The sequence below is a fragment of the Bacillus sp. REN10 genome (assembly GCF_016820555.1).
Classification (GTDB): Bacteria; Bacillota; Bacilli; order Bacillales; family Domibacillaceae; genus Bacillus_CE.
In genome coordinates this window covers 205,309-229,176 of record NZ_JADHDW010000002.1, presented here as the reverse complement: position 1 = coordinate 229,176, position 23,868 = coordinate 205,309, and the positions used below count along the sequence as shown (strand labels likewise).

Here is a 23,868-nt window from a genome sequence, read left to right as displayed (position 1 = left end):
ATGTCATCTCAAATATTAATATTTTCAACAAAAGTTCTTCTACAAAGCTTTTACTATCATACTACATTTTCTTATTATATAAATATAGCTTTACCGAAATTGAAAAGAAACCAAAAAAAATGTAGCAATTTTCATCTAATTGTTACATTGATTTCTCAAAAAATTAGCTTTATCATCATTAGCGCATACTCATATTAAATCAATGTTTCGCCATAATCAATCAATATCCTTTAAAAGATGAAGAAATCATCCCATTCCTAAATTTTGTTAGATCATCATGTTGATTTGAATGCTTTTTGACTTATTGGTGAAAAAATACATATCAAGCATTAATAAATGAAGAGTAACCACTATACATTAACAGCAACTATGCATAAAAAAAAGAAACCGTGAAGGCTTCTTTCTTTTAATATCTTGAATATCTGCTAATATTCAATAAAATCCCCATAGCGGCAAGCATCAACGTGAGCGAAGATCCTCCATAGCTTAAAAACGGCAAAGTAATACCCGTTACAGGCATGAGTCCTGTTACTACACCGACATTAATCATGACTTGAATAGCTACCATCGCCACTACTCCAACTGCCAAAAAGCTGCCGAATAAATCCGGTGCACCTAATGCTATGCGAATCCCTCGCCAAAGCAAAAGTGAAAATAACAAGAGCAGACAAATGCCACCGATAAAGCCAAGCTCCTCTGCTAAAATAGCAAAAATAAAATCGGTTTGCGGCTCGGGTAAATAATAATATTTTTGCCTGCTCTCTCCTATTCCTAATCCAAACAACCCTCCAGGTCCAATGGCATAGAGAGATTGAATAATTTGAAAGCCGCTGCCTAACGGATCAGACCAAGGATCCAAGAATGAGGTAATTCGTTTCATCCGATACGGCGCAGATAACACTAACCCAACAAATCCGGCTAAACCTATCATGCCTAATAGGGTGAAGTGGAAAATCCTGGCGCCTGCCACAAAAATCATCACCACACAAGTACCGACCATAACCGTGCCTGTTCCGAGATCCGGCTGCAACATGATTAATCCAAAAGCCGTAAATACTAGAGCAAGAGCAGGTATTAACCCTTTACGAAACTCGATCATATACTTTTGCTTTTCCGCTAAATATCCAGCTAAAAAAATAATCATCGCAAGTTTCATAAATTCGGAAGGCTGAATGGAAAAGGCGCCGGCTCCGATCCAACTTTGAGAACCATTGCGAACCATTCCCACACCTGGAATAAGGACTAGAATCAATAAGACAAAACAAATGATGATTCCAACCTTGGAAAGTTTGCGCCATGTCCAATATTCCACGTTCATAATGAAATACATGGCACAAACTCCAACACCAGCAAATAATAACTGCCGTTTAGCAAAAAAGAAAGGATCATCAAATTTGTATTTGGCCCATACTTCACTGGCACTATAAACCATCGTCATCCCAATCGTAAGCAATAGCACAATAATAATAAACAGCAAATAGTCAGGTGCAGACTTTTTCACCGACAATGACCAACACCTCTAATTCATAGAATCAGAGCCTTGTCCACCACTCTCTTCTCATCTTAACTAAGACAAGCTCTTAGTTAAGTGTATGCACCGCCTCAATAAATATATCTCCGCGCTGTTCAAAAGTTTTATACTGATCCCAGCTCGCGCAAGCAGGAGATAATAAAATGATATCGCCCGAATCTGATAGTTGATACGCTTCAGCTACTGCTTGAGCCATGTTCTCTACTTTCGCTACCTGTAAAATGCCTGCTTTGCGAGCTGTTTCAGCTAGCTTATGTGCCGTTTGCCCAAATGTCACCAACGCCTTCACATTGGTTAAATACGGAATCAACTCATCAAAGCCATTCCCGCGGTCTAAGCCACCCGCTAACAAAACGGTTGGTCCTGAAAAAGCAGCAAGGGCGCTTTTAGTAGCTAATGTATTGGTCGCTTTCGAATCATTATAAAATTTTCTGCCATTCACTTCACGAACGAATTGCGTCCGGTGTCTGACACCTGAAAAAGTAGATAATACTTCTTGGATCGCCTCATTCGATACACCAGATAACTTAACTGCCGAGATCGCACATAAAATATTTTCCAAATTATGAGCTCCTGGCAAAGCAATCTCCTGCATCGATATTATTTTTTCACCGCGGAAATAAACCTCTCCATTTTCTACATAGGCGCCATTAGCAACTGGTTTTTTCGTCGAAAATGGCACGATCACTGCTTTTGATTGTTTTGCCAATTGGAATATTTCTTCCTGATCGGCATTAACAATAAAGAAATCCTCTTCCGTTTGATTTTTTGTGATATTTAGTTTCGCTTTTACATACTCATCTTTTGTTCCATGATAATCAAGATGAGCATCATATATATTTGTAATAATGGCGATATGTGGACGAAAACGATCAATTCCCATCAATTGAAAGGAGGAAAGCTCAATCACAACATGATCTTCCTTCGTCGCTTGTTGCACCACTTGAGAAGCGACTTCCCCAATATTCCCAGCGATAATCGCTTTTTTACGGTCAGCTTCAAACATTTTATAAATTAAGGTCGTTGTTGTTGTCTTCCCATTTGTTCCCGTAATACCAATCAATGGAGCCTCTGAAATTAAATACGCAAGCTCTACTTCTGTGACTACAGGAATACCTTTAGCAACCGCTCCACTTACAAGTGGGTTGGAATACGGAATACCAGGGTTTTTCACGATCATCTCAAAGCCTTCTTCCAGCAGCTCAATCGGATGGCTACCGCAAATCACTTTAATCCCTTGCTCCAGTAAATGTTGAGCTTGCGGATTTTCATCTAGCGGTTTTTGATCATTCACCGTTACAAATGCCCCCAGTTTATGAAGAAGCAACGCTGCACTGACTCCGCTTTTGGCTAATCCAAGTACAAGAACTTTTTTATGTTGGTAATCTGTTATTGTTTTCAATTACATCCACGCTCCGATATAAATTCCGATCACTGCACACAATACACCGACCGTCCAAAAAGTAACAACCACCCTCCACTCCGACCAGCCGCCGAGCTCAAAGTGATGGTGAAGAGGGCTCATACGAAATACACGCTTACCTGTCGTTTTAAAAGATACCACTTGAATCATGACAGATAACGTTTCTGCAACAAAGACAGCGCCAATCACTAATAATAAAAATTCTGTCTTTGTTAAAATAGAAATGGTAGCAATTGCTCCACCTAAGGCAAGCGATCCAGTATCCCCCATAAACACTTTAGCTGGATGGGCATTAAAGACTAAAAATCCTAATACAGCCCCAACAACAGCAAATGCAAAGATCGCTGTTTCATTCATCCCTTGACTCCACGCAATTACAGCAAACGCTCCGAAGGCAATGGCCGATACACCTGATACAAGTCCGTCTAAGCCATCTGTTAAATTCACTGCATTGGAGAAGCCCACCAGCCAAAAAATCACAAACAGTGCATAGAAAATACCTAAATCAATCGTGATATTTGTTAAAGGAAACGTTAACTCTGTAGAAAAATTTCCATTTGTATAAATTACATAAAAAATAATGGAAATAACTATTTGACCTAACAGCTTTTGTTTCGACGTTAAACCTAAGTTTCGCTTCATTACCACTTTAATAAAGTCATCTAAAAATCCAAGTAACCCAAATCCAATCGTCACTAATAATAGCAAGATCGTTTCGGTACCAATCTCAGCATAAATTTGCGCCATAAACATCGCCGTTATGATGATGGACAGTAAAATTACGATTCCGCCCATCGTTGGCGTTCCAGATTTCTTTTGATGGGACTCTGGCCCTTCCTCTCGAATACTTTGCCCAAATTTCAATCTTCTTAAAAAAGGGATAAACAATGGTGCAATGGCCACGGTAATGACAAAAGCCATCGCCATCGTTAAAAACACATCTCTCTCAAGCATATCAGTTCTCCTCTTCTTTCCGGCTTGCAAGCGCCGCTTTCGCCACCGCACGGTCATCAAAATCTAGTACCCGATCACCGATGATTTGATACGTTTCATGCCCTTTTCCAGCAATGACTACAATGTCTCCTACTTGCGCTGTTTTAATCGCATGAAAAATAGCCTCTTTCCGGTCCGCAATGACAGTATAGTTTGCTCCCTTTACACCTTCTTCCATATCTTGCAAAATAGCAAGAGGATCTTCACTGCGCGGATTATCTGATGTAAATACAGCATCTGTCGCAAACTGACACGCTGCTTGAGCCATTAACGGCCGTTTCGTTTTATCTCTATCTCCTCCACAGCCGACAACAACAAATACGCGGCCTTTTGCTAACGGCTGAACAGTTTTCAATACATTGATTAAGCTGTCTGGTGTATGTGCATAATCAACAACAACAGATATCCCCTGTTCATTTGGAACAAGTTCAAATCGGCCAGCTACACCTTTGATTTTATGGATGGCTGATAGGATCGTATCGATATGAATCCCTTTTGTATATGCAGCTGCGATCGCTGCTAAAATATTGTACACATTAAACTTGCCGGCTAAGTTTGTACGAACTGTTTTTCTTCCTTCTGGAAACAGCAATTCAAATTCAGTGCCGTTCGCCGTTAAGTTTATATTTTCCGCACGGAACATCGCTTCATGATCAATACCATATGTCACAATATGAGCAGCGGTTTCCTGTTTATAGACAGCTGATGCTTCGTCATCTTCATTTAAAACAGCAAATTTTGGTTCATCAACCGAGAACGTGTTCCCTAGTCTTGTAAACAGCAACCCTTTCGCTGCACGATAGTCTTCCATCGTATGATGGTAGTCTAAATGATCTTGCGTTAAATTGGTAAATACAGCGATATCGTAGTCACACCCCCATACTCTTCCTTCTAATAAAGCATGTGAAGAAACTTCCATAATAGCTGTTGTTACATTTTTATCAAGCATTTCTTTAAATGTTTTTTGCAGCGTTAAATTTTCAGGAGTTGTATTTTTCGTTTCAATCGTTTCGTCACCGATCTTCATGTACATCGTACCAATTAAGCCTGTTTTCTCCCCTGCTTCTGCAAATATTTCATTAAGTAAATGACTAGTGGTTGTTTTGCCATTTGTACCTGTAATACCGATCATATTCATATGCTTTGTTGGAGAATGATAATAACAGTCAGCTAAAGCGGCCATCGCTCGCTTTGTACTAGACACAAGAATTACCGGTGCCCCTTCTACATCAATTGGACGTTCCGCAACAACAGCCACCGCTCCTTTATTTACCGCTTCTTGTGCCACAGAATGCCCATCAAACGTATAGCCTTTTATACAAATAAATAAAGAACCATCCTCTACTTGCCGATGATCATTTTCAATGGATAAAACCACAGGATCTGATGAACCTATCATTTTATAATAAGGGAGTGACTTTAATAAGTCTGATAATTTCACAATTTTCAATCCTTTCTTTACTGCCAACCTATGTATTCATTTTTTAATGACCTTTACTATTTTAACTAAAAACAGCAATAGATGCGACTGCTTTCATTATAAATGAAAATCCCCGCCAATTATATGACGGGAAACAGGTTTCTTTCAACCTCTTAATTCAAATACACTCTAATAGTAGAACCGATCTCAACTTTTGTACCAGGCATCGGCGCTTGTTGTACGACTTTTTGACCACTTCCTAAAACTTCTAGTTTTAAATTTTCAAGCTGTAAAGATAACTCCTTTTTGGATAAGCCAATTAAATTAGGGACTTTAATAATTTCTGGGTCATCCCACTTCACTTCTTTCTCTAGCTGTTTCTCTCTTGGTTTCACATTTAATACTTGAAGACTATCTTCCATGATCTTTCCGACAATAGGCGCTGCCACTGTCCCACCAAATTGAACGGTACCTTTCGGATTATCAATTGCTGTATAAATAACAAGCTGAGGATCATCCGCTGGCGCCACACCAATAAAAGAAACGATATGATTATTTTTTAAATATCTTCCATCTTTGGCTTTTTGGGCAGTTCCTGTTTTTCCTCCAACCCGATACCCTTCCACAAAAGCATTTCGTCCCGTTCCTTGAGCTACAACACTTTCTAAGGCAAAACGAATTTGTTTTGATGTTTCCTCAGAAATCACCCGTCTTTTGGCAATCGGTGTTTTCCTTTTCACCACTTCTCCGCTAACAGGATCCACTAACTCTTTAGCAACATATGGTTGATATAACATGCCGCCATTTACTGCGGCAGATACAGCGGCCACTTGCTGGATCGGTGTGACAGATACTCCTTGTCCAAAAGCAGTCGTTGCTTGCTCCACTGGACCGACTCGATCAAGTTTAAATAACAAACCTTTTGCTTCTCCTTGTAAATCAATTCCTGTTTTCTCTCCAAATCCAAAGGAGCGAACATAAGAGAAAAGCTTCTCCTTCCCTAAGCGCTCTCCTAACTCTACAAAGCCTGGGTTACAAGAGTTTTCAACTACTTCTAAAAAAGATTGATGCCCATGCCCTCCTCTTTTCCAACACTTTAACCTGGCTCCTCCTACACTGACAAAACCAGGATCATGAAAATGGTCTTTGTGTAAATCTACTTTCTTTTCTTCTAAAGCCGCGGCAAGAGTAATAATTTTAAATGTAGATCCTGGCTCATATGTGCTCCAAATAGGTAAATTTCGATTAAAGACTTCCGGGGAAGCTTCTTGAAATTTTTCCGGATAAAAGGAAGGCCGACTAGCCATTGCTAACACTTCTCCATTGTTGGGGTTCATTGCAATCGCTATCGCTCCATCCGGCTGATACTTAGCTTCTGCTACATCTAATTCTCTTTCCATAATGGTTTGTATTTTAGAGTCGATCGTTAATTTTAAATCTAGCCCATCACTTGGAGGGGTATAGCCATCTGGCATTTGCGGCATTCTTTTCCCTTTAGCGTCGGAGAAAAAGCTCATCGCTCCCTTTTGACCGTTTAATTCCTTATTATAAAATGCTTCTAACCCCATTAATCCTTGATTATCAATTCCAGCAAACCCTAAAACATGAGCTAAGCTTTTCCCAAAAGGATAATGTCTTTTAGAATCTTCGGCAATATATACCCCTTTAATCCCTAAGCTTCTCACTTGTTCCGCTTTTTCAAAGGAGATTTTTCTACCTTCCGGATGAATTCTCACCATTGAAGTTTGCTTCGTAATATCCTTATATGCTTTAGAGGATGACATATTCAATACCGCCGCTAATTGTTTCGAGGCATTCATAGGATCCTCAATTTGCCGTGGAACAACATAGACGGTCGGTGCACTTTTATTTTCAGCTAAAGCTACCCCATTTCTATCAACGATTTTACCCCTTTCTGGCTCAAAGGGGATATTTCTGCTCCATAAATCCTTCGCTTTATTCGTTAAGTCGTCCCCCAAAACAAATTGAACATACGCTAGACGAACTCCAATAATGGAGAAAATCATCAACCCGGATAATAAAACGAAAATAAGTCGTTTCCTGACCGTAACAGCTGATACTCTTTTCAACGAAGCCCCCCCTTCCGTTCTCAATCCAATATATGCAAAGCCGCTATTTTTATGAAAGGCTCTATTAAAACATATGGCTGATTTTTCAACTCATTGGAATGAAGAAAAAACGTTGAGAAAACGAATTTTCCCAACGTTTTTTCTATTAAATAGCACTCCCATTATGTCTTTGAGTTTGCTTTCGGTTTCTTCAACGTAACAATTACTTTTTGGTTAGGTTTCAGCACTGTACCCGGCTCAAGATTTTGCCTTTGCACATAACCTTCCCCTGTAAAGCTGACTCGAATATCGGCAAGCTTGGTCAGCTTTGTCACATCACGCAATGACCATCCCGTAAGATCAGGGATAGTCGTCTCTCCCTCCGTCTTTAGTATTATTTTCTCCCCTTGCAATAATTCCGTTCCTGGTTTAGGCAACTGTTGAACAATCGTTTGTCCTTTACCAATAACGATGGGCTCTGCTCCATCTTTCTTTAAGGATTTAACCGCATCCTCTTTCTTTTTCTTTGTCCAATCTTGCAGTTTTACCGTTTTTACAGCGATTCCTTGTTTCGGCTCAATATTTAAATATTGCAAACTATTTTTCATGACTGGATTAAATACTTTAGAAACAGGGACTGATCCGCCTTCATTTTCTAATTGCGGTTGAGCCACTCCTACATAGACAATAAGCTTAGGGTCCTCCTTTGGCGCCATTCCTAAAAAAGAGAAGATATAGTTATTGCTCCCCTTTAAATAGCCTCCATTTGGATTGGGCATTTGGGCTGTACCTGTTTTCCCGGCTACCTCATACCCTTCAATTTGATAGGCTTGACCTGTTCCATGTTCCGAACTAGTTACTGTTTCTAAAACATCAAGCACTTGTTCGGCTGTTTCTTTTGAAATAGGTTCCCCGATCGCTTTAGGCTTATTATCAAGAATCGGTTTGTTTGAATGCTCATCAACAATTTGATCAATCACGTAAGGCTTCATCATTTTCCCATCATTCGTTATCGCCGTGGCTGCTTGGATCATTTGCAAAGCAGTGGTTGTTGTGCCTTGCCCAAAAGATGTAGTCACCTTTTCAATCGGATAGCGGTAAAGGATACTTCCCGTTGCTTCATTCGGCAAGCCGATACCCGTCCGTTGTCCAAAATGAAAATCGTCTAAATACTGTCTAAAAACATCAGGCCCCATTTTCTCCAATAAACTAGCCATGGCTACATTGGAAGATCGCTGCACACCTTCTAAATAGCTAATACTTCCCCAACCATTCCCACCATTATGATCTCGAATCATGTTTGGTCCAACTTTATAACTACCAGATTGATAATAAGCATTCGGGTTGAATACTCCTTCCTCAATCGCAGCAGCTAATGTAAAAATTTTGAATGTTGATCCTGGCTCAAATGAATATTCGACTAAATCATTTTGCCAGTTTTGATCCAAGCCTTCTCTTGTACCTGAATGAAATGAAGGTCTTTGACTCATCGCTAAGATCGCTCCTGTTTTCGCATCAGCCACAATACCAAATGCTTTTCCCGGCTTATACTGTATTTCTACTTCATTCAGAGCATCTTCTAAAAAAGTTTGTATTTTCGTATCAATCGTTAAGTAAATACTATCCCCATTTTCAGGATCGATCACCATTTGTTTCTTTCCAGGCAATAAATATCCCCATATATCACTCTTATACTGAATTTTTCCGTTGATGCCTTTTAAATATTTTTCGTATGCTTTTTCAATTCCCATTTGCCCAATGGTGGAATGATTATCCGCCTCAGACTTTTGTGCAAAACCTATTAAATGTGATGCGAATTTACCATTGGGATAAAACCGTTTAGAGTCTCTCATGAAAATAATTCCAGGCAGTTTTTCTTCTTCAATACTTTTCTTTGTTTTATTTGATAAATTCCGACCTGCTTTGCCAAATTCAACCTGAAAAGGAGTTTTTCCATCTTTTGTTTTTTTGTTTAATATTCTTTCAATTTCTTCTTTCTCAAGGTCAATGTATTTGGCTAAAGTTTTAGCTGTTCTTTTGCGGTCAACCACGTGTTTAGGTTCCTTCGGATTGGTTGTCATCGAATCATCTAAAATAGCTGCAAGAGTAAACGAGCTCGTATCTTCAGCAATGACATTCCCTGCCTGATCATAAATCGTTCCTCTTTTAGCTTCTAACACATCTGTCCTTAAATATTTCTCAAGCGCTTCATTTTTTAACAAATGTCCATCCACTTTTCCAGAGACTTGAATGGTTAAGAAGCGGACGAATAAGACAAAAAAGAGCAGGGCGAATACCGAAAATAATATCGCTGCTCCTTTGTTCATATTTTTTTTGTTTCCGTTCATTTTGGTTGCACAACCTTAACGTTTTGTTCGCTCAAATTTAGACCTAACTCTTTCGCTCTCTTCCAAATTCTCTCATACGTACTTTCTTCGCTCACTTGCACTTCAAGGTCATGATTCACACTTTGTTGCTTTCTAATTTCTTTTTCAATATCCTGAATTTCTTTATTTACCTCATATACAGCCGTTTGAGTAGAAATAACCTTTGCTCCCATAAAACAGATGATTAATGTAAAGAGCAAAAATAACATTTTTTCTCCGGGTGTAAACCAAAAGCGTTTTTTTGCTTGCTCATGTCTCTCAACCGTGGCTTGCTTGTTCGGGCGGACGGACTGCTTTCTCGCTAAATTATTCATCTTCTCCCTCCTAGTATTTATCTGTCATTATCTTTTTTCAGCAATACGCAGCTTTGCTGAACGAGCGCGATTATTACGCTGTAACTCTTCTTCTGAAGGCAGTATCGGTTTTCTCGTAATCAACTTTAATTCCGGCTGATACTCTTCAGGAATCACAGGTAACCCTGGTGGAAGGTCCGGTCCTTTACTAGCTTCTTTAAAAATCGTCTTACAAATACGATCCTCAAGAGAGTGGAAGGTGATCACACTAATTCTTCCTTTTGGTTTCAATAAGTCAATAGCGTTCTTCAGTGACTGTTCAAACACACCTAGCTCGTCATTCACTGCAATACGAATGGCTTGAAAAATTCGTTTCGCCGGGTGACCGCCTTTTCTTCTAGCGGCTGCTGGTATCCCTTCTTTAATGAGTTCAACCAGTTCACCCGTTGTTTCAATTGGGTGTTTCTCACGAGCTGCTTCTATTTTGCGAGCAATTTGCTTTGAAAACTTTTCTTCTCCATATTGAAAAAAGATTTTGACGAGTTGTTCATACGGCCAATGATTGACCACGTCATATGCAGTGACGCCTCCTGTTAAATCCATTCTCATATCCAAAGAGGCATCGTGATGGTAGCTAAATCCTCTTTCTGGGGTATCCAGTTGTGGGGAGGAAACACCTAAATCATATAAAACACCATCTACTTTGTCGACACCCAGTCGTTGCAATTCTTCACGTATATATTGAAAATTACTTTTCACAAATACGACCTTATCCCCGAAGCGAGCCAGTTTTTCTCGTGCATGTTTGATCGCTGTTTCATCTTGATCAAATGCATACAGCTTTCCGCCTTCACCTAGCTGAGATAATAAGTATTCACTATGTCCAGCACCTCCAAGTGTGCAATCTACGTAAGTTCCATTTGGTTGGACATTTAATCCATCTACTGTTTCTTTCAATAACACCGTTGTATGTTCAAAGTTCAAAAATCATCATTCCAATCAATTTCGTAAGTGTCGAAACCAATCATATTTTGTGCTATTTCAACGATTAATTTCTTCCCTAACTCTAACACAACAAACCACTTTTCTCCACTATTTTTGATTTCTTTCCAAGCCATTAAATCCCTGCTTTTCAATCCAACTTTTCATCTTTTTGTTTCGCTAAATTCACTCACAAACCGCTGTCTATCAGCATATTCCCTCAATGAGAAGGAATAGGGAGAGCAAAATAACCCTTTTTATAAAATAACTTGACAATTTCTTCGACTACCCAAAATTATAAACAATAAGAAAGTAATACAACAAAGAACTAGGCGTGATCTTTAGCGCAAAGGAATGAGATCACACCTAGTTCAATCACTTATTTAAATTTTCACTACTTGATGATCCCCATTAAATACATAAGTCAATTTCATTAACTCATCAATAAAATCAAGACCATATTTGTTTAAAAAGTAAAAAACATTCCACATCCGCTCTTGAGGAGCTCCATCGGGCTTTAATGCATTTTGAATGTGGCTGTATTTACTTAATGTATCATCATGCTGTCGTTTCAGCATTTCATCGGTCTTTCTTTCTAAAAATTGCAGTTGTTGCAAATGAAACTGACGATTCTTCTGAATGATAGAGAGCGTACCTTTATGCAGTTGTTTTGCTCTTTCCTCAAACATATCGTAATGGTTCATTAAAGAAGTCTGAACAGAAGCGATCAGTTCATGAAAGTGCTCATCCTTCACAGACTCCCAAAATGCTTCTTGTTCTTTTTGCACACCATTCATTAACGCAGAAACTACAGAAATATTCAATTCAAGCAAATCACTGGCAATGCTTCTTTCAATCAGTGTCATATTTAACCGAGCTTCAATCGGCGGCATTTTCATTTCAAACCGTTCAAAAGCTTTCTTTAGTTCGGCCCAATAGGCAATTTCACCTGGACCAGCAATAAAAGCTAGCGTTGGAAATAACCACTCCTGCATCAGCGGCCGCGTCACTACATTATTGCTAAATCTTTCTGGGTGACATTCAAGCAAATGAAGCAATTCGTCTTTACTGTATCTAACACTGCCACTTTTTCCGATAAATAATCCGCTCTCAAGGTCATATTCCAGCAACATCCGCTCATTGTTTTCATAAATAAACAGATTCGCTGCTTTAGGAGAAAGCTCAATCATTTGTTTAAAAGAATAAGACATAACCGTTTGCTGAGCTTCTTGCACACTTGACGTAATCTCTTCTGCCCGCTCGATCAGCTGGTGGAAAAACGGCGTTTCTAATCGCCTTAACGGCGGATAAGCGGCATCAATGATCAATAGTCCATACTCGCTAAACAAAGAATGAACTAAGTTCATAAAAAAGTCTGTAATCGTCTTTGATCGATCTATTGCTTCGTTTACGAATAGCAGTAACTTGTTCGTATATTCTGTCTCTTCCATATTGGCAAATATTTTTTTTACCCATCGCTTCATTTGCTGGTGATCCAGCTCAATGTCAGATACCATTCTCTTTTCTAATACTCTCTCTGGATAGGTTTTTTTCTCCATCCTCTGCTTGCTTTCCACATACACATGATTGACTTCTAGAAAATCATGATCCTCTCCAGCGATCCAAAAAACAGGAACAACAGGAATATCGAGCTCTTTTTCTTTTTCTTCTGCCAATTTAATGATGGAAATGACTTTATAAATAGTATAAAGGGGGCCTGTCAATAAGCCTGCTTGCTGCCCGCCAATGACAACTGTTGAACGCTCATCCTTTAATTTACGAAGAGATGAAGCGACGGCTTCCGACTTCGGTAATGCTTCCATGTAACTTTCAATACAACTAGCGAGAGACTCTCTCATGAAACTTCTGCTGTGTAAATCGGCCACTCGCTGCCGATACACATCTTCTTTCGTTAATTGATAATGAAAAAAGTCCGTTACAGGTGCTTCTTGCTTTAAATAAAGAGAAGCAAACTGATTAATCGCCGGAATGGAAATACGCTCCAGTTCCATACACATGAACTTCCTTTCTGCATACATTTTTACTGTTGGCTTTGTTCGCAAGAGGTTCATTATTTTCAACTTATTCGTACAAAATGGCCATTTATATGAGTCAAAAATCAATGCACTTTCACGTAGCCTTACTTTTCCGAGTATACCATCTATTGAAAGGAAGAAAAAACATTGCGACTTAATGAATGTCTTTTTTCTCTAATCCTTTCATCATGGAGTACATAGTATTTAATACTGGAACATCTACTCCATATTTGTTTGCTTCTTTCAGCACATAACCGACGATGGCATCAATTTCTGTTTGACGGCCTTTTTCTAAATCGGTTAGCATCGAAGATCGATTATTAGCTGTTTTAACACAAATACCTTTAATCTTCGGCCACACCCCTTCGTCCATTTCATCAGGGAATACAGTTGAAAGTTCAACAAACACCGTATGGGCCAAGTTTAAAAAGAAAGGATTAGTGACCAGTTCACCGTTAGGAACCTTCAAGAGAGCAGTCAGAGGGTTAATCACGACATTCACAGCTAGCTTCTCAAGCAGCATACTCCTTGTCTTCTCACTCCATACAAACGGAAAAGTGACCTTAAATGGAGTTAAAAAAGAGAGCAGCTTTTTTCTATCACCGCGATAGGCAGAAATATTGGTTTGATTCCGCCCTCTAATTTCAATCGAAGTAGCCTCTGTGCGCAAAACGCCATGCTCTACCGTAGCGACAAAAAGATGCTTATGCGGCAAGCGGTCCAATGCTTCTAAATGCCCCATCCCATTTTGCAAAAAAACAAGAGGGACTTCTTGGTTGATCCGCTCTACATAAGACCAAATAATTGGTAACTGATATTGTTTCACTGCAATAAATAAAAGATCAAGCTGATACTGATCTATATGTTCTGTTACATCGGCTTGGACAAAACGACGTACCATCTGATGATTTTCGATATATGTAATTCCTTGTTCAGCTAGAGCTTCAGCCTGCTCCGTCGTTTTAGCAAAGACAACTGTTGGATATACATCCGCCAGTTGAGAAGCAAACAAAAGCCCTATCGCCCCTCCACCAACAATTCCAATTTTCACAGTTTTTTTACCTCTTTCACAATAAAATAATCATTTGTTTTAGTAATTACACAAAAATGAAAGCGTTATCAACTAATCTATTCATTTATCTGAATTTATATTATATAATGAAAACATAATATTTATCGCATGATTTCCGATTTTCAAAGGAGGATATACGATGCAACTACCAGTCGAAAACTTAAAAGTCAATTTTAAAACGATAGAAGAATTCAAAAGTTTTAAAGAGTATGGACTAGAAGAATTGTCCATGTTAGAAGAGCTTCAAGTCACGATGGTGGAGGATAACGCAAACTCTCCATTCTATGGTATTTACTACGGAAACAGATTAGCTGCTCGCATGTGCTTATATGTGAAGCAAGACCGAACAAACTTATTAAGCGGGCGCTCTGACAAATATCTTGAAATTTGGAAGCTAGAAGTACTTCCTGAATTCCAGCATAAAGGCTTCGGCTTGCGGCTTGTGGAATTTGCTAAATCGTTCAATCTGCCCATTTTAACAAGAGCACGAGTAAAGTCACATAGCTTCTGGGAAAAAATGAACTTTACCCCTCTTTCAGAAAATAGCTCGCGTTTACTTTGGGATCCAAATTCCGTGACAACACAAAAGATCAGTTAAATTGTTATTGGACCATAATGGTTGATCATCCATTATGGTCCATTTTTTATTTAAATTTGTTAAATGATCATAGTGATTTTAACGATTTTTATTTAAAAAACCAGCCACCGCCTCATGATGAGCTTCCGCTTCCCAAAGAATAGCGCATTGTTTCATTTCTTGCTCTATTCTTTCCCAAAGACCACTACCTACCCATTTTCGAATTTGAATTTGTTTATAAGCAGATAATACCGAGCTATGAATAGTGGATTCGTTCTGCAAAAAACGCTCGATGACCTCATCATTGATTTTATCGACTACTCGATGAACAAAACCAATGTGAACTAACTGCTCCGCGCGATAGACAGCTGCTTCTGACAGTAGTTTTAATGCATGATAAGGAGCGATTCGTTCAAATAGCAACGTTCCCCCACCCCAACCAGTTGTAATCGCTAACGTCCCTTGAATAAACCCCATTTTAGCTCCAGCTTTAGCGATTCGAAAATCACAAGCAGTAGCAATTTCACAGCCTCCGCCAACTGCTGTTCCATTAATTAAAGCAATCGTCGGTTTCGGTAAAATCGTCAGTTCATACAAAATCTTACCCATTTTCGAAAGCATGTGATATGCTTCCTCTTCTGTTCTTAACGCATGAAACACGGATAAATCTCCACCTGAACAAAAAGCTTTCTCTCCTTCTCCAGTAATCACCAACGCTCGAATATCCGCTTCTTTGGCGCGTTCAATCGCTTGACTTAACCCTTCCATCACTTCAAAATTCACGGCATTCCTTTTTTCCGGCCGTGTAATTTTAAATTCTAAAATGCCGTTATGTAATTTCTCCATTTGAAATTCCATCAACCATTCCCCCTTTTCCATTCATTGTAGCCTTAATCTATGAAATTCTTCAATAAAAAAACGTGAAGAGCCATGGTCTCTTCACGTTTTTTTAATAGGATCAAGCGAGTAAACAAAATTATTTGCTTACAACTTCTTTTCCTTTATATGTTCCGCACTCTTTGCAAACACGGTGAGCCAATTTCATTTCACCACAGTTTGGGCATGCTACCATACCAGGTACTTGTAATTTGAAATGCGTACGGCGTTTGTTCTTTTTAGTTGTAGAAGTTCTTCTAAAAGGTACTGCCATTATTTCCACCTCCTTAAAAGAGAATGTAAGTATATGAAGCCAGAATTAGCTGGTACTTCTCCATTTTCATTCTTCATTTGACTTAAAAAAATCAGCCAGACCTGCTAATCGCGGATCGACCTTTTTCTCTTCTTTTGAAACACTCTGCTCTTGGCTATGATACTCCCAGCCTTTCCCTGATGGAATGACATGCTGATCAGCATCTTCGCTCAACACTTGCATCGGTACTTCCAAAAGAATCGCTTCTTCCAAAATCGGCGCTAAGTCAATGACATCTCCTTGCACCTTATGAATCTCATCTTCATCCCCATATTCACTGAACAAAGATGGCTTCAACAAAAATGTTTCAGTCATTTGAAAATCAAACGGGTATTCTACATCAACAAGTGTTCGCGAGCAAGGTAAAGTCATTTGACCTTTCACTTGCAAATGAAATGTAACTTTCTCCGGACTAATATCTGTACGTCCCGTTACATGAACAGGAGCCACATTTCGAATTTGAGGATCTCGCTCTTGCAATACACTCATATCTACAAGCTCATCAAGAACTAACCCCTTATCACGAAACTTCTGCAATTGAATAATTGACCATTTCATCACTATCACCTCAAGGCAACAAAAGTAATTATAGCTTTCACCAAAACGTTTGTCAATATATTTTCTTTACACACCGAAAAGCGAAAGCGGACGTTTAGACATGAAAAGCGGACAGCGCTCTATTGACAATTAAAAGACAGTAACTAACAATATAAACATCATTAATATTAAATAACTATAACAGAGGAACAAGCAAATGAAAACAGTTGGTATTGTTGTTGAGTATAATCCTTTTCATAACGGACATTTATATCATGCACAAAAAGCGCGAGAAACAGCCAAAGCGGATGTTGTCATTGCTGTCATGAGCGGGCATTTTTTGCAACGCGGCGAACCGGCTATCATCCATAAATGGGCCCGTACCCGAATGGCACTTCAAAACGGCGTTGATCTCGTCGTTGAGCTACCTTATGCTTTTTCTACGCAAAAAGCAGAAATTTTTTCTTATGGTGCCATTTCGATCTTAAAAGAACTAGCGTGTACTTCCTTTTGCTTCGGAAGTGAAAATGGGCAAACCAAGCCATTTCTTGATGCACTCGCAACCATCCAAACAGCTGCTGAACCTTTAAACAGGTTGATTCAATTTTATATGAAAGAAGGGAACAGCTTTCCAAAAGCACAAACATTAGCACGAGAACAACTCTTTAAGGAGGATCTGTCGCTTGATTTATCGCTGCCTAATAATATTTTAGGTTATCATTATGTACAAGCAAACGAACAGTTGGGAGAGCCGATGCAGCCGCTCACCATTAAGCGTCAGCAAGCCGGCTATCACGACGAAAGCTTAGCATTTGACAGCATCGCAAGTGCGACAGGCATTCGTAAAGAAATTGAAGCATCTAAACATTTATCAGCTATTGAAAAGTTTGTCCCTGAAAGTACATTGATCGAATTAAACGAATATTATAACACCCACCAAACATTTCATAGCTGGAATCAGTATTGGCCGCTGTTAAGATACCGGTTGCTGTCGGCTTCTATCACGGAATTACAGTCGATTTATGACATAACGGAGGGAATTGAATTCCGCTTCAAAGAAACAGCTCGCCACGCTGAGACTTTTTCTGATTTTATGGAAAAGGTAAAAACAAAACGCTACACATGGACGCGCATTCAGCGAATGCTCGTTCATATTCTCACCAATACAACAAAAGTAGAAATGAAACAAGCGATGAGCTCCGTCCGTTACATTCGGCTGCTGGGAATGAATGAACATGGACGCGAGTATATGAACAAAATGAAAAAAGAAATCTCACTGCCCCTTATTACTAGAGCAGCTTCCCACAAGGAGTTGCTCGCATTAGATATCAAAGCATCTGATGTATTTATGCAAGGTGTACAAACGCCGGAGCTCTTAAACATTGAATTTACTCATCCCCCTGTTTTATTATTATAAATAAGCGAGCCGATCTTTATCAGCTCGCTTATTTCAAGTGGAGAGTAAATACTTCAGCGCATCGTTAAATGTTTTTACAGGAACAATTTTCATATCTGTTCCCAAGCCTTTAGCCATTTTCACAGCTTCTTTATAATTCGGTTCGATATTAGGAATATTCCTTTTTAGTTCAGGTGTGATTTCATCATTTGGTGCAAAAAATATTTCCGCTCCTGCCCGGTCAGCAGCCACTACTTTTTGTTCAATTCCTCCGATGCGACCGACTTTTCCATTCGAATCAATCGTACCAGTACCAGCAATTCTTCTACCTTTCGTAATATCTTTCTCCGTCAATTGATTGTAAATTTCTAAACTAAACATTAAACCTGCAGAAGGACCGCCTATCGACTCTGTTTTCAATTGAACTTCCGGCGTGCTGATCAATTTCTTTTGGTCGGTTAAACTAATGCCAATTCCTGCTTTATTCCGGTTATTAGCAAAGCTTTTTAAAGCGATCGTTTTCTGCTTTTCTTGCCCATCCCTGACAAATTGGATTGTCACTTTATCACCTGGTTGCTTCGCCTGGACATAATCAGTGAATTGCTTCGATGATTCAATCTTTCTTCCATCTACTACGCCAATTCTGTCACCCGCTTGAATCATACCCTCAGCTGGCATCCCTGGAAAAACACTCAACACATAGACTCCTTCATAAATATATTTATATGGTTTTCTTGCCGCATCAAACGCCACTTGAATGGCTTGCTGTTGAGAATTATCCATTAAATATTTCTGTCGAATATTATATTCTGCATCCGTTTCATGAGGGCTACGAACATCCTCAATTGGAACAATCTCTTCATAATCGAGCCATTGAGCCAGCGCATAAGAAAGCGGTGTCGCCTCTCCCATTTTAATTGTCGTCAACATGAGCGTTCCTTCCGCTTCTTTCCCACCCGTTACTTTGACAATGGGAGCTAATTCGTGAGCATCTCCAGGCTTCATGACATAATAAGGAAGTTTAATAAAGGAAGAAGCAATGATAACTAATAGAATAATGAAGGCAATAGGTGTTAATTTATTTTTCATGTTGAAACTCCTTCCATTTCTCAATCCGTTCGATAATATCGGATAATCTTTTTTTCGCCTCTTGCTCTCCTGCTGCAATAATTTCTTCAATATTGGTAAATGCTTTCGAACTGTATATTTCAACAGGAGGACGAATCATTACATCTGAAGCAATTTTTCTATTTTCAATAATTTCCAATTGAAGAATATCAATACTTTGCATAATCACATCAAAAATCGTTTGAATTTCCGCATTTTTTTTGACTGAGGAGACGTCTACTCCGATCACAATATCTGCTCCCATTTCTTTCACAACAGAAACAGGGACACGATCAATCACTCCACCATCTACAAGTAAACGTCCATTCACTTTTTCTGGGACAAAGATTCCCGGAATCGCGATACTTGCTCGGACAGCATCCGCTACAGATCCCTCCCTAAATACAACCTTTTCTGCCATTTGAATATCTGTTGCTACAATGGCAGTCGGAATATTTAGATCCTCAATGTTCTTTCCATGTGTAAAAACTTGAATAAAACTCTTAATTTTCTTCCCTGAAATCAACCCCATTTTAGGAAAAATAAAATCAAGGAAATACTTTCTTTTAAATACCCTAGACAATTTGTAAAGTTGTTCCATATCTTGTCCTGATGCATATAAACTAGCGACTAATGCCCCCATGCTGCTGCCAGCTATCATATCAACAGGAATATTGGCTTCCTTTAATACTTTCAATACGCCGATATGAGCAAACCCTCTAGCTCCCCCTGAGCCAAGAGCCACTCCTATTTTTGGCTGTTGCAAACTTTTCCCCTCCATCTCAGGATTTCCTAATAAGCTATGGTCTATTTCTAAATGATATGAGTATATTGAAAAAAACAGGACAAGTGTATAAGTGATCTTGAATTAATCATATTGTACCTGAATTATGTGGTAAATCCCAGAATGGGGTTGTCTATGGATAGAATAGGAGGTTATGAAGATTGACCGCTTCTAAAATAAAGACTCTTCTTCTAGCATTTTTTATTAGTCTGTTCGCTTTTTCCTTAATTATATTTCCTAAAGTATCATTCGAAGCTTCTATTAGAGGGTTAAATATGTGGTGGGAAATTGTATTTCCCTCACTACTCCCTTTTTTTATTCTTTCAGAAATGATGATTGGCATTGGGGTAGTAAGCTTTATTGGCGTTCTGCTCGAACCGCTCATGCGCCCCCTATTCAGGGTACCGGGCGCCGGCGGATTTGTCTGGGCAATGGCAATGGCTTCTGGTTTTCCTTCAGGCGCCAAATTAGCCACGAGATTAAGACTTAATGGAGAGCTGACTCAAACCGAAGCTGAACGCCTCATATGTTTTACGAACTCGTCGAATCCATTATTTATTTTCGGAGCGGTATCTGTTGGTTTTTTTTATAATCCGCATTTAGGTATTTTGTTAGCTATTGCCCATTATACAGGAAATGTCTTTGTCGGATTAACGATGAGATTTTATGGAGATGACAAAAAGAAAAAAACAAACTATTCCACCTCCTTCTCTTTTTATCACGCTTTTTCTGCTATGCATCAAGCACGCATCAAAGATGGACGCCCCATTGGAAAGTTAATGGGGGACTCTGTTCTGTCTTCTGTTCAGACTTTGTTAATGATCGGCGGATTCATTATTTTATTTTCAGTAATCAATAAACTTTTATTTCATTTGCATCTTACTTCTTTATTGGCCGTCACAGCCGCTAAAGGATTTCAATGGCTTCAATTGCCTTCTGAACTCACCGTTCCTTTTATTGCCGGTATATTTGAAATTACACTTGGCAGTCAAATGATTAGCCAAGTGCAAGAAAGCACCCTTTTGCAGCAAGCCATTGTGACGAGCTTTATTCTTGCCTTTAGCGGATTAAGCGTGCAAGCACAAGTAGCCAGTATTTTAGCAGAATCAGACATTCGCTTTCGTCCGTTTTTTTTAGCAAGAATCCTCCATGGGCTTTATTCAGCAGCCATCGCTTGTCTCCTATGGCAGCCCGTTTATGAACATTCTGTCAAAAATAGTGGAACCTTTCATTCTATGCCTGTAATGAATATTCAGTCGTCTTCAATTCACGAAACAATTATTTTATTAAAGCAATACGGACCGCTTATCACCATTATGATGTTAATAACTTATATATTTTTGTACATAAGTACAAAAAAACAATAAAAGCATTACCATCATCAACTAAATGAAAAAAACACCTAGTTTCCCCTCCTAATCAATGGAGGAAACTAGGTATTTATGTGGGGATATTAGCCATTTTGGTATTTCCGTTTTAATGCTATTTCCACTTCTTTTGGAACAAGGTCTGAGATATTGGCATTGTATTTAGCTACTTCCTTGACAATGCTTGAACTTAAGAAGGAATATTGGCTATTTGTCATCATGAAAAAAGTTTCTAAATGATTATCTAACACTCTGTTCATGGAAGTAATTTGCATTTCATATTCGAAGTCTGATACAGCTCGCAAACCGCGCAAAATGGCATTGGCATTTACGCTTTTTGCGTACTCTACCAATAAATCATTGAAATGATCCACTTCTACATTCGGCAAATGCTTTGTGACTGCCTTAATGAGTTCTAACCTTTCATCCACTGAAAAGAGTGGTGCTTTAGAAGAATTACTTAAAATGACCACATAAATCTTATCAAAAATTTTAGCACCTCTTTGAATAATATCTAAGTGTCCATTTGTAATTGGATCAAAACTACCAGGACATACTGCAATACTTGCCATTAGCGCTCCCCCTTATTTATCTGACCATTCAAAGATTGATACACGAATAATCCCATATGTCTCCATCTTCAACTGCTGCAATTGTCCAATCCTCTCCGGTAACTCAATATCAGAACCATGCTCGCAGACGATAAATCCCCCACTGTTTAACAATTGCTTTTCCTCAATCCATCTTAAAAGCTTTTCTAGCTGTTGTTTTTTGTATGGAGGGTCCAAAAAGATTCCATCAAAAACCAGCTCTCGTTTGGTAATCGCTTTAAGTGCTCGCTCTGCATCATTGCGATACACTTCACAACAGTCAGTATAGCCACACTTATCTAAATTCCCCTTCACCGTTTGGACTGCTTTCATATCGCGATCAACAAAGATCATCTTCTGAAAACCTCTACTTAATGCTTCAATACCTAATCCACCGCTACCAGCAAACAAATCAAGACCTAATCCACCGGAAAAATAAGGACCAATCATATTGAATATGGCTTCCTTTACTTTATCAGTTGTTGGTCTTGTATCTCGCCCTGGCACGGCTTTTAATGGGATTCCTTTTTGCTCACCCGAAATTACTCTCATCACTATTCACCATTCATAAAGATTTTCTCATTCATGGTAACATAATTCTATAGCTGAATCTAGATCATTTCCTTTCCTTTGTATTTATATGAATTCTCACATTATTAGTTTAAAAATATCTAAAGCGGGCCATACTATGGATAACAACATCACTCGGGATGTTGTCGATCACGGAGAAAGCATAATTCCCCATATGCCTTTTCTCCGGTTTCTCCTCTCCCTTTTCCTTCTGTCTAACTATTGACAATAGAAGGAACCTGCTGACTGTTCAGCAGGTTTTTTGTTGTTTGGAGAGACATCATTGAATCTGTCTTATATTTTATAAATCAATTGGATCGATGATGATTTGATCCTCTTGCTCGTGAACATACACTAAAAATATTTTTTGTAACCAAGTGGATTCAATATAAAGTTCACCATTATAAGCCACTAATGCATCTTCATATAATCCATAGTCCTCTTCATTCAATATAAACCGATGCTGATCTAAGTCAAATCGATACGTATCTATCCCTTTTTTGACAAGCAACGTACCGCTGTCAGAAATTGTTCTCACATCAAACCCAAGCTGACGTAACGTCAAATGGAAAGGAAATAACAACGCTCCATTTTTATTAACCGCTCTAAACGTCACGACTTTTCCATTTATAATTACCGAGCGGGTATCTGTGAAAAGCAAAGATTTAATGCCCTTTCCCGCTCCCTTATTATCTTGGAAGAAATTTGTTTCTAACCCTTTAACTTTAGAAAGTGCTCGGTCTAATTGCTCTACAGTTATCTCTTCTTGCTTCATTCGCAAAACATCCGCTCTATATGTCTTTAGCTCTTCTGGAGTCAATTGTTGCTGTAGGTATTGGTACATTTTTTGTGATTTTTGAGAGCCGAAAGGACGATTAAGCTCAAGAGCAAGGATGACTTCTGCTAGCCATTCTTCATCTTGATTAAAGTGATACTTATTTTTTATATCTGTCACTTTTATTGTATCAGCGAGTTTTATTAACTGTTGATGATTGTTGACAATATAGAAATGGTCTGATGAATAAGCAGGGTGCTGATCAGTCATAACGATTGTTTTGGACGCAGACATATCGACGCTTTTTAATGAATCAACCACCAGTTCTGGAATTTCCATAGAATGATGTCCATATAAAGTAAAGTTTTTACCTATTTGTATTTTTATCAACGGACTGGATTGCCAATACAATACATCCGCTACTCCCTTTCCTTGAAACTCATAATAGTGAATTAATTCTTTTTTTTGTTCCCCTGTATTTGGCAATGCCGAATACCAATTGCCTGTCCTTAATTTTTTATCAGTCAAATAGAGAGCTGTTTTTTTGATTTCTTTTCCTTTCACTTTCACAAACCAGTTTTGCAATAACATCGAAGACGCCGCTGGAGGTGAAGGCAAGGTATATGAAACAGTAAATATGTTCTCTTTAGGTATAATGACTGCGCTCAAGCCGCTCATTGAACACTTCCCTTTCTTTGTCTCACAGCGAATATTTTGAGCATCGATAGGAAAAATTAGCGACAATGGCTTGTCTATCTGTAAATGATTAAA

At 38.8% G+C, this 23,868-nt stretch carries 22 protein-coding genes; 3 read left to right on the top strand and 19 right to left on the bottom strand.

Annotated elements, in window-relative coordinates:
• Positions 1-406: 406 nt before the first annotated feature.
• From spoVE to IRB43_RS04355, 11 genes are all read right to left on the bottom strand, one after another.
• On the bottom strand, positions 407-1,507 hold the full coding sequence (gene spoVE / locus IRB43_RS04405) for a stage V sporulation protein E (RefSeq protein ID WP_203362226.1): 1,101 nt from the start codon (positions 1,505-1,507) through the stop codon (positions 407-409).
• 73 nt (positions 1,508-1,580) lie between these two features.
• Entirely contained in the window at positions 1,581-2,933 is a 1,353-nt protein-coding gene (murD, locus tag IRB43_RS04400) for a UDP-N-acetylmuramoyl-L-alanine--D-glutamate ligase (RefSeq protein WP_203362225.1), read from the bottom strand.
• A complete protein-coding gene (gene mraY, locus IRB43_RS04395) occupies positions 2,934-3,908 on the bottom strand; it encodes a phospho-N-acetylmuramoyl-pentapeptide-transferase (RefSeq protein WP_203362224.1) in 975 nt (324 codons plus the stop codon).
• Between the two features lies 1 nt (position 3,909).
• On the bottom strand, positions 3,910-5,388 hold the full coding sequence (locus IRB43_RS04390; protein ID WP_203362454.1) for a UDP-N-acetylmuramoyl-L-alanyl-D-glutamate--2,6-diaminopimelate ligase: 1,479 nt from the start codon (positions 5,386-5,388) through the stop codon (positions 3,910-3,912).
• 152 nt (positions 5,389-5,540) lie between these two features.
• Entirely contained in the window at positions 5,541-7,394 is a 1,854-nt protein-coding gene (locus IRB43_RS04385) for a stage V sporulation protein D (protein ID WP_238941825.1), read from the bottom strand.
• Between the two features lie 224 nt (positions 7,395-7,618).
• On the bottom strand, positions 7,619-9,784 hold the full coding sequence (locus IRB43_RS04380) for a penicillin-binding protein (RefSeq protein WP_203362222.1): 2,166 nt from the start codon (positions 9,782-9,784) through the stop codon (positions 7,619-7,621).
• Positions 9,781-10,137, bottom strand: a complete 357-nt coding sequence (gene ftsL / locus IRB43_RS04375; protein ID WP_203362221.1) for a cell division protein FtsL — start codon at positions 10,135-10,137, stop codon at positions 9,781-9,783. The genes IRB43_RS04380 and ftsL overlap by 4 nt, the downstream gene beginning before the upstream one ends.
• 27 nt (positions 10,138-10,164) lie before the next feature.
• Positions 10,165-11,100 carry a 16S rRNA (cytosine(1402)-N(4))-methyltransferase RsmH gene (gene rsmH, locus IRB43_RS04370; RefSeq protein ID WP_203362220.1) on the bottom strand — a complete coding sequence of 312 codons (936 nt, stop codon included), beginning with the start codon at positions 11,098-11,100 and terminating at the stop codon, positions 10,165-10,167.
• Positions 11,097-11,234, bottom strand: coding sequence for a hypothetical protein (locus IRB43_RS04365; protein WP_203362219.1), 138 nt, complete (start codon positions 11,232-11,234; stop codon positions 11,097-11,099). Before IRB43_RS04365 ends, rsmH begins: the two co-directional genes overlap by 4 nt.
• Before the next feature lie 246 nt (positions 11,235-11,480).
• Positions 11,481-13,109: a bacillithiol biosynthesis cysteine-adding enzyme BshC gene (gene bshC / locus IRB43_RS04360; RefSeq protein WP_203362218.1), complete on the bottom strand. Its 1,629-nt coding sequence runs from the start codon at positions 13,107-13,109 to the stop codon at positions 11,481-11,483.
• Between the two features lie 178 nt (positions 13,110-13,287).
• On the bottom strand, positions 13,288-14,184 hold the full coding sequence (locus tag IRB43_RS04355) for a 2-dehydropantoate 2-reductase (RefSeq protein ID WP_203362217.1): 897 nt from the start codon (positions 14,182-14,184) through the stop codon (positions 13,288-13,290).
• Positions 14,185-14,344: 160 nt separating this feature from the next.
• Between IRB43_RS04355 and IRB43_RS04350 the strand changes: the two genes are divergently transcribed.
• Complete coding sequence (locus IRB43_RS04350; protein WP_203362216.1) at positions 14,345-14,803, top strand: N-acetyltransferase; 459 nt, start codon at positions 14,345-14,347, stop codon at positions 14,801-14,803.
• 78 nt (positions 14,804-14,881) lie between these two features.
• On the opposite strand, the gene IRB43_RS04345 is transcribed toward IRB43_RS04350, so the two are convergent.
• The 3 genes from IRB43_RS04345 to IRB43_RS04335 form a co-directional block, all read right to left on the bottom strand.
• Positions 14,882-15,640, bottom strand: coding sequence for an enoyl-CoA hydratase/isomerase family protein (locus tag IRB43_RS04345; protein ID WP_203362215.1), 759 nt, complete (start codon positions 15,638-15,640; stop codon positions 14,882-14,884).
• Between the two features lie 118 nt (positions 15,641-15,758).
• Positions 15,759-15,932, bottom strand: a complete 174-nt coding sequence (rpmF, locus tag IRB43_RS04340) for a 50S ribosomal protein L32 (protein ID WP_094834941.1) — start codon at positions 15,930-15,932, stop codon at positions 15,759-15,761.
• Positions 15,933-15,998: 66 nt separating this feature from the next.
• On the bottom strand, positions 15,999-16,529 hold the full coding sequence (locus IRB43_RS04335) for a YceD family protein (RefSeq protein WP_203362214.1): 531 nt from the start codon (positions 16,527-16,529) through the stop codon (positions 15,999-16,001).
• 196 nt (positions 16,530-16,725) lie between these two features.
• Here IRB43_RS04335 and IRB43_RS04330 point away from each other — a divergent pair, with 196 nt between their 5' ends.
• On the top strand, positions 16,726-17,925 hold the full coding sequence (locus IRB43_RS04330) for a nucleotidyltransferase (RefSeq protein WP_203362213.1): 1,200 nt from the start codon (positions 16,726-16,728) through the stop codon (positions 17,923-17,925).
• A gap of 33 nt (positions 17,926-17,958) precedes the next feature.
• Here the strand turns inward: IRB43_RS04330 and IRB43_RS04325 are convergent, their stop codons facing one another.
• Complete coding sequence (locus IRB43_RS04325) at positions 17,959-18,993, bottom strand: SepM family pheromone-processing serine protease (RefSeq protein WP_203362212.1); 1,035 nt, start codon at positions 18,991-18,993, stop codon at positions 17,959-17,961.
• Positions 18,983-19,777 carry a patatin-like phospholipase family protein gene (locus IRB43_RS04320; protein WP_203362211.1) on the bottom strand — a complete coding sequence of 265 codons (795 nt, stop codon included), beginning with the start codon at positions 19,775-19,777 and terminating at the stop codon, positions 18,983-18,985. Before IRB43_RS04320 ends, IRB43_RS04325 begins: the two co-directional genes overlap by 11 nt.
• Before the next feature lie 179 nt (positions 19,778-19,956).
• Between IRB43_RS04320 and ylbJ the strand changes: the two genes are divergently transcribed.
• Positions 19,957-21,162 carry a sporulation integral membrane protein YlbJ gene (gene ylbJ, locus IRB43_RS04315; RefSeq protein WP_203362210.1) on the top strand — a complete coding sequence of 402 codons (1,206 nt, stop codon included), beginning with the start codon at positions 19,957-19,959 and terminating at the stop codon, positions 21,160-21,162.
• 86 nt (positions 21,163-21,248) lie between these two features.
• On the opposite strand, the gene coaD is transcribed toward ylbJ, so the two are convergent.
• The 3 genes from coaD to IRB43_RS04300 form a co-directional block, all read right to left on the bottom strand.
• Positions 21,249-21,734 (bottom strand): pantetheine-phosphate adenylyltransferase, encoded by a 486-nt coding sequence (gene coaD, locus IRB43_RS04310; protein ID WP_203362209.1) that lies wholly within the window; start codon positions 21,732-21,734, stop codon positions 21,249-21,251.
• 12 nt (positions 21,735-21,746) lie between these two features.
• Positions 21,747-22,304, bottom strand: coding sequence for a 16S rRNA (guanine(966)-N(2))-methyltransferase RsmD (gene rsmD, locus IRB43_RS04305; protein WP_203362208.1), 558 nt, complete (start codon positions 22,302-22,304; stop codon positions 21,747-21,749).
• Positions 22,305-22,623: 319 nt separating this feature from the next.
• Entirely contained in the window at positions 22,624-23,775 is a 1,152-nt protein-coding gene (locus IRB43_RS04300; protein ID WP_203362207.1) for a stalk domain-containing protein, read from the bottom strand.
• Between the last annotated feature and the right edge of the window lie 93 nt (positions 23,776-23,868).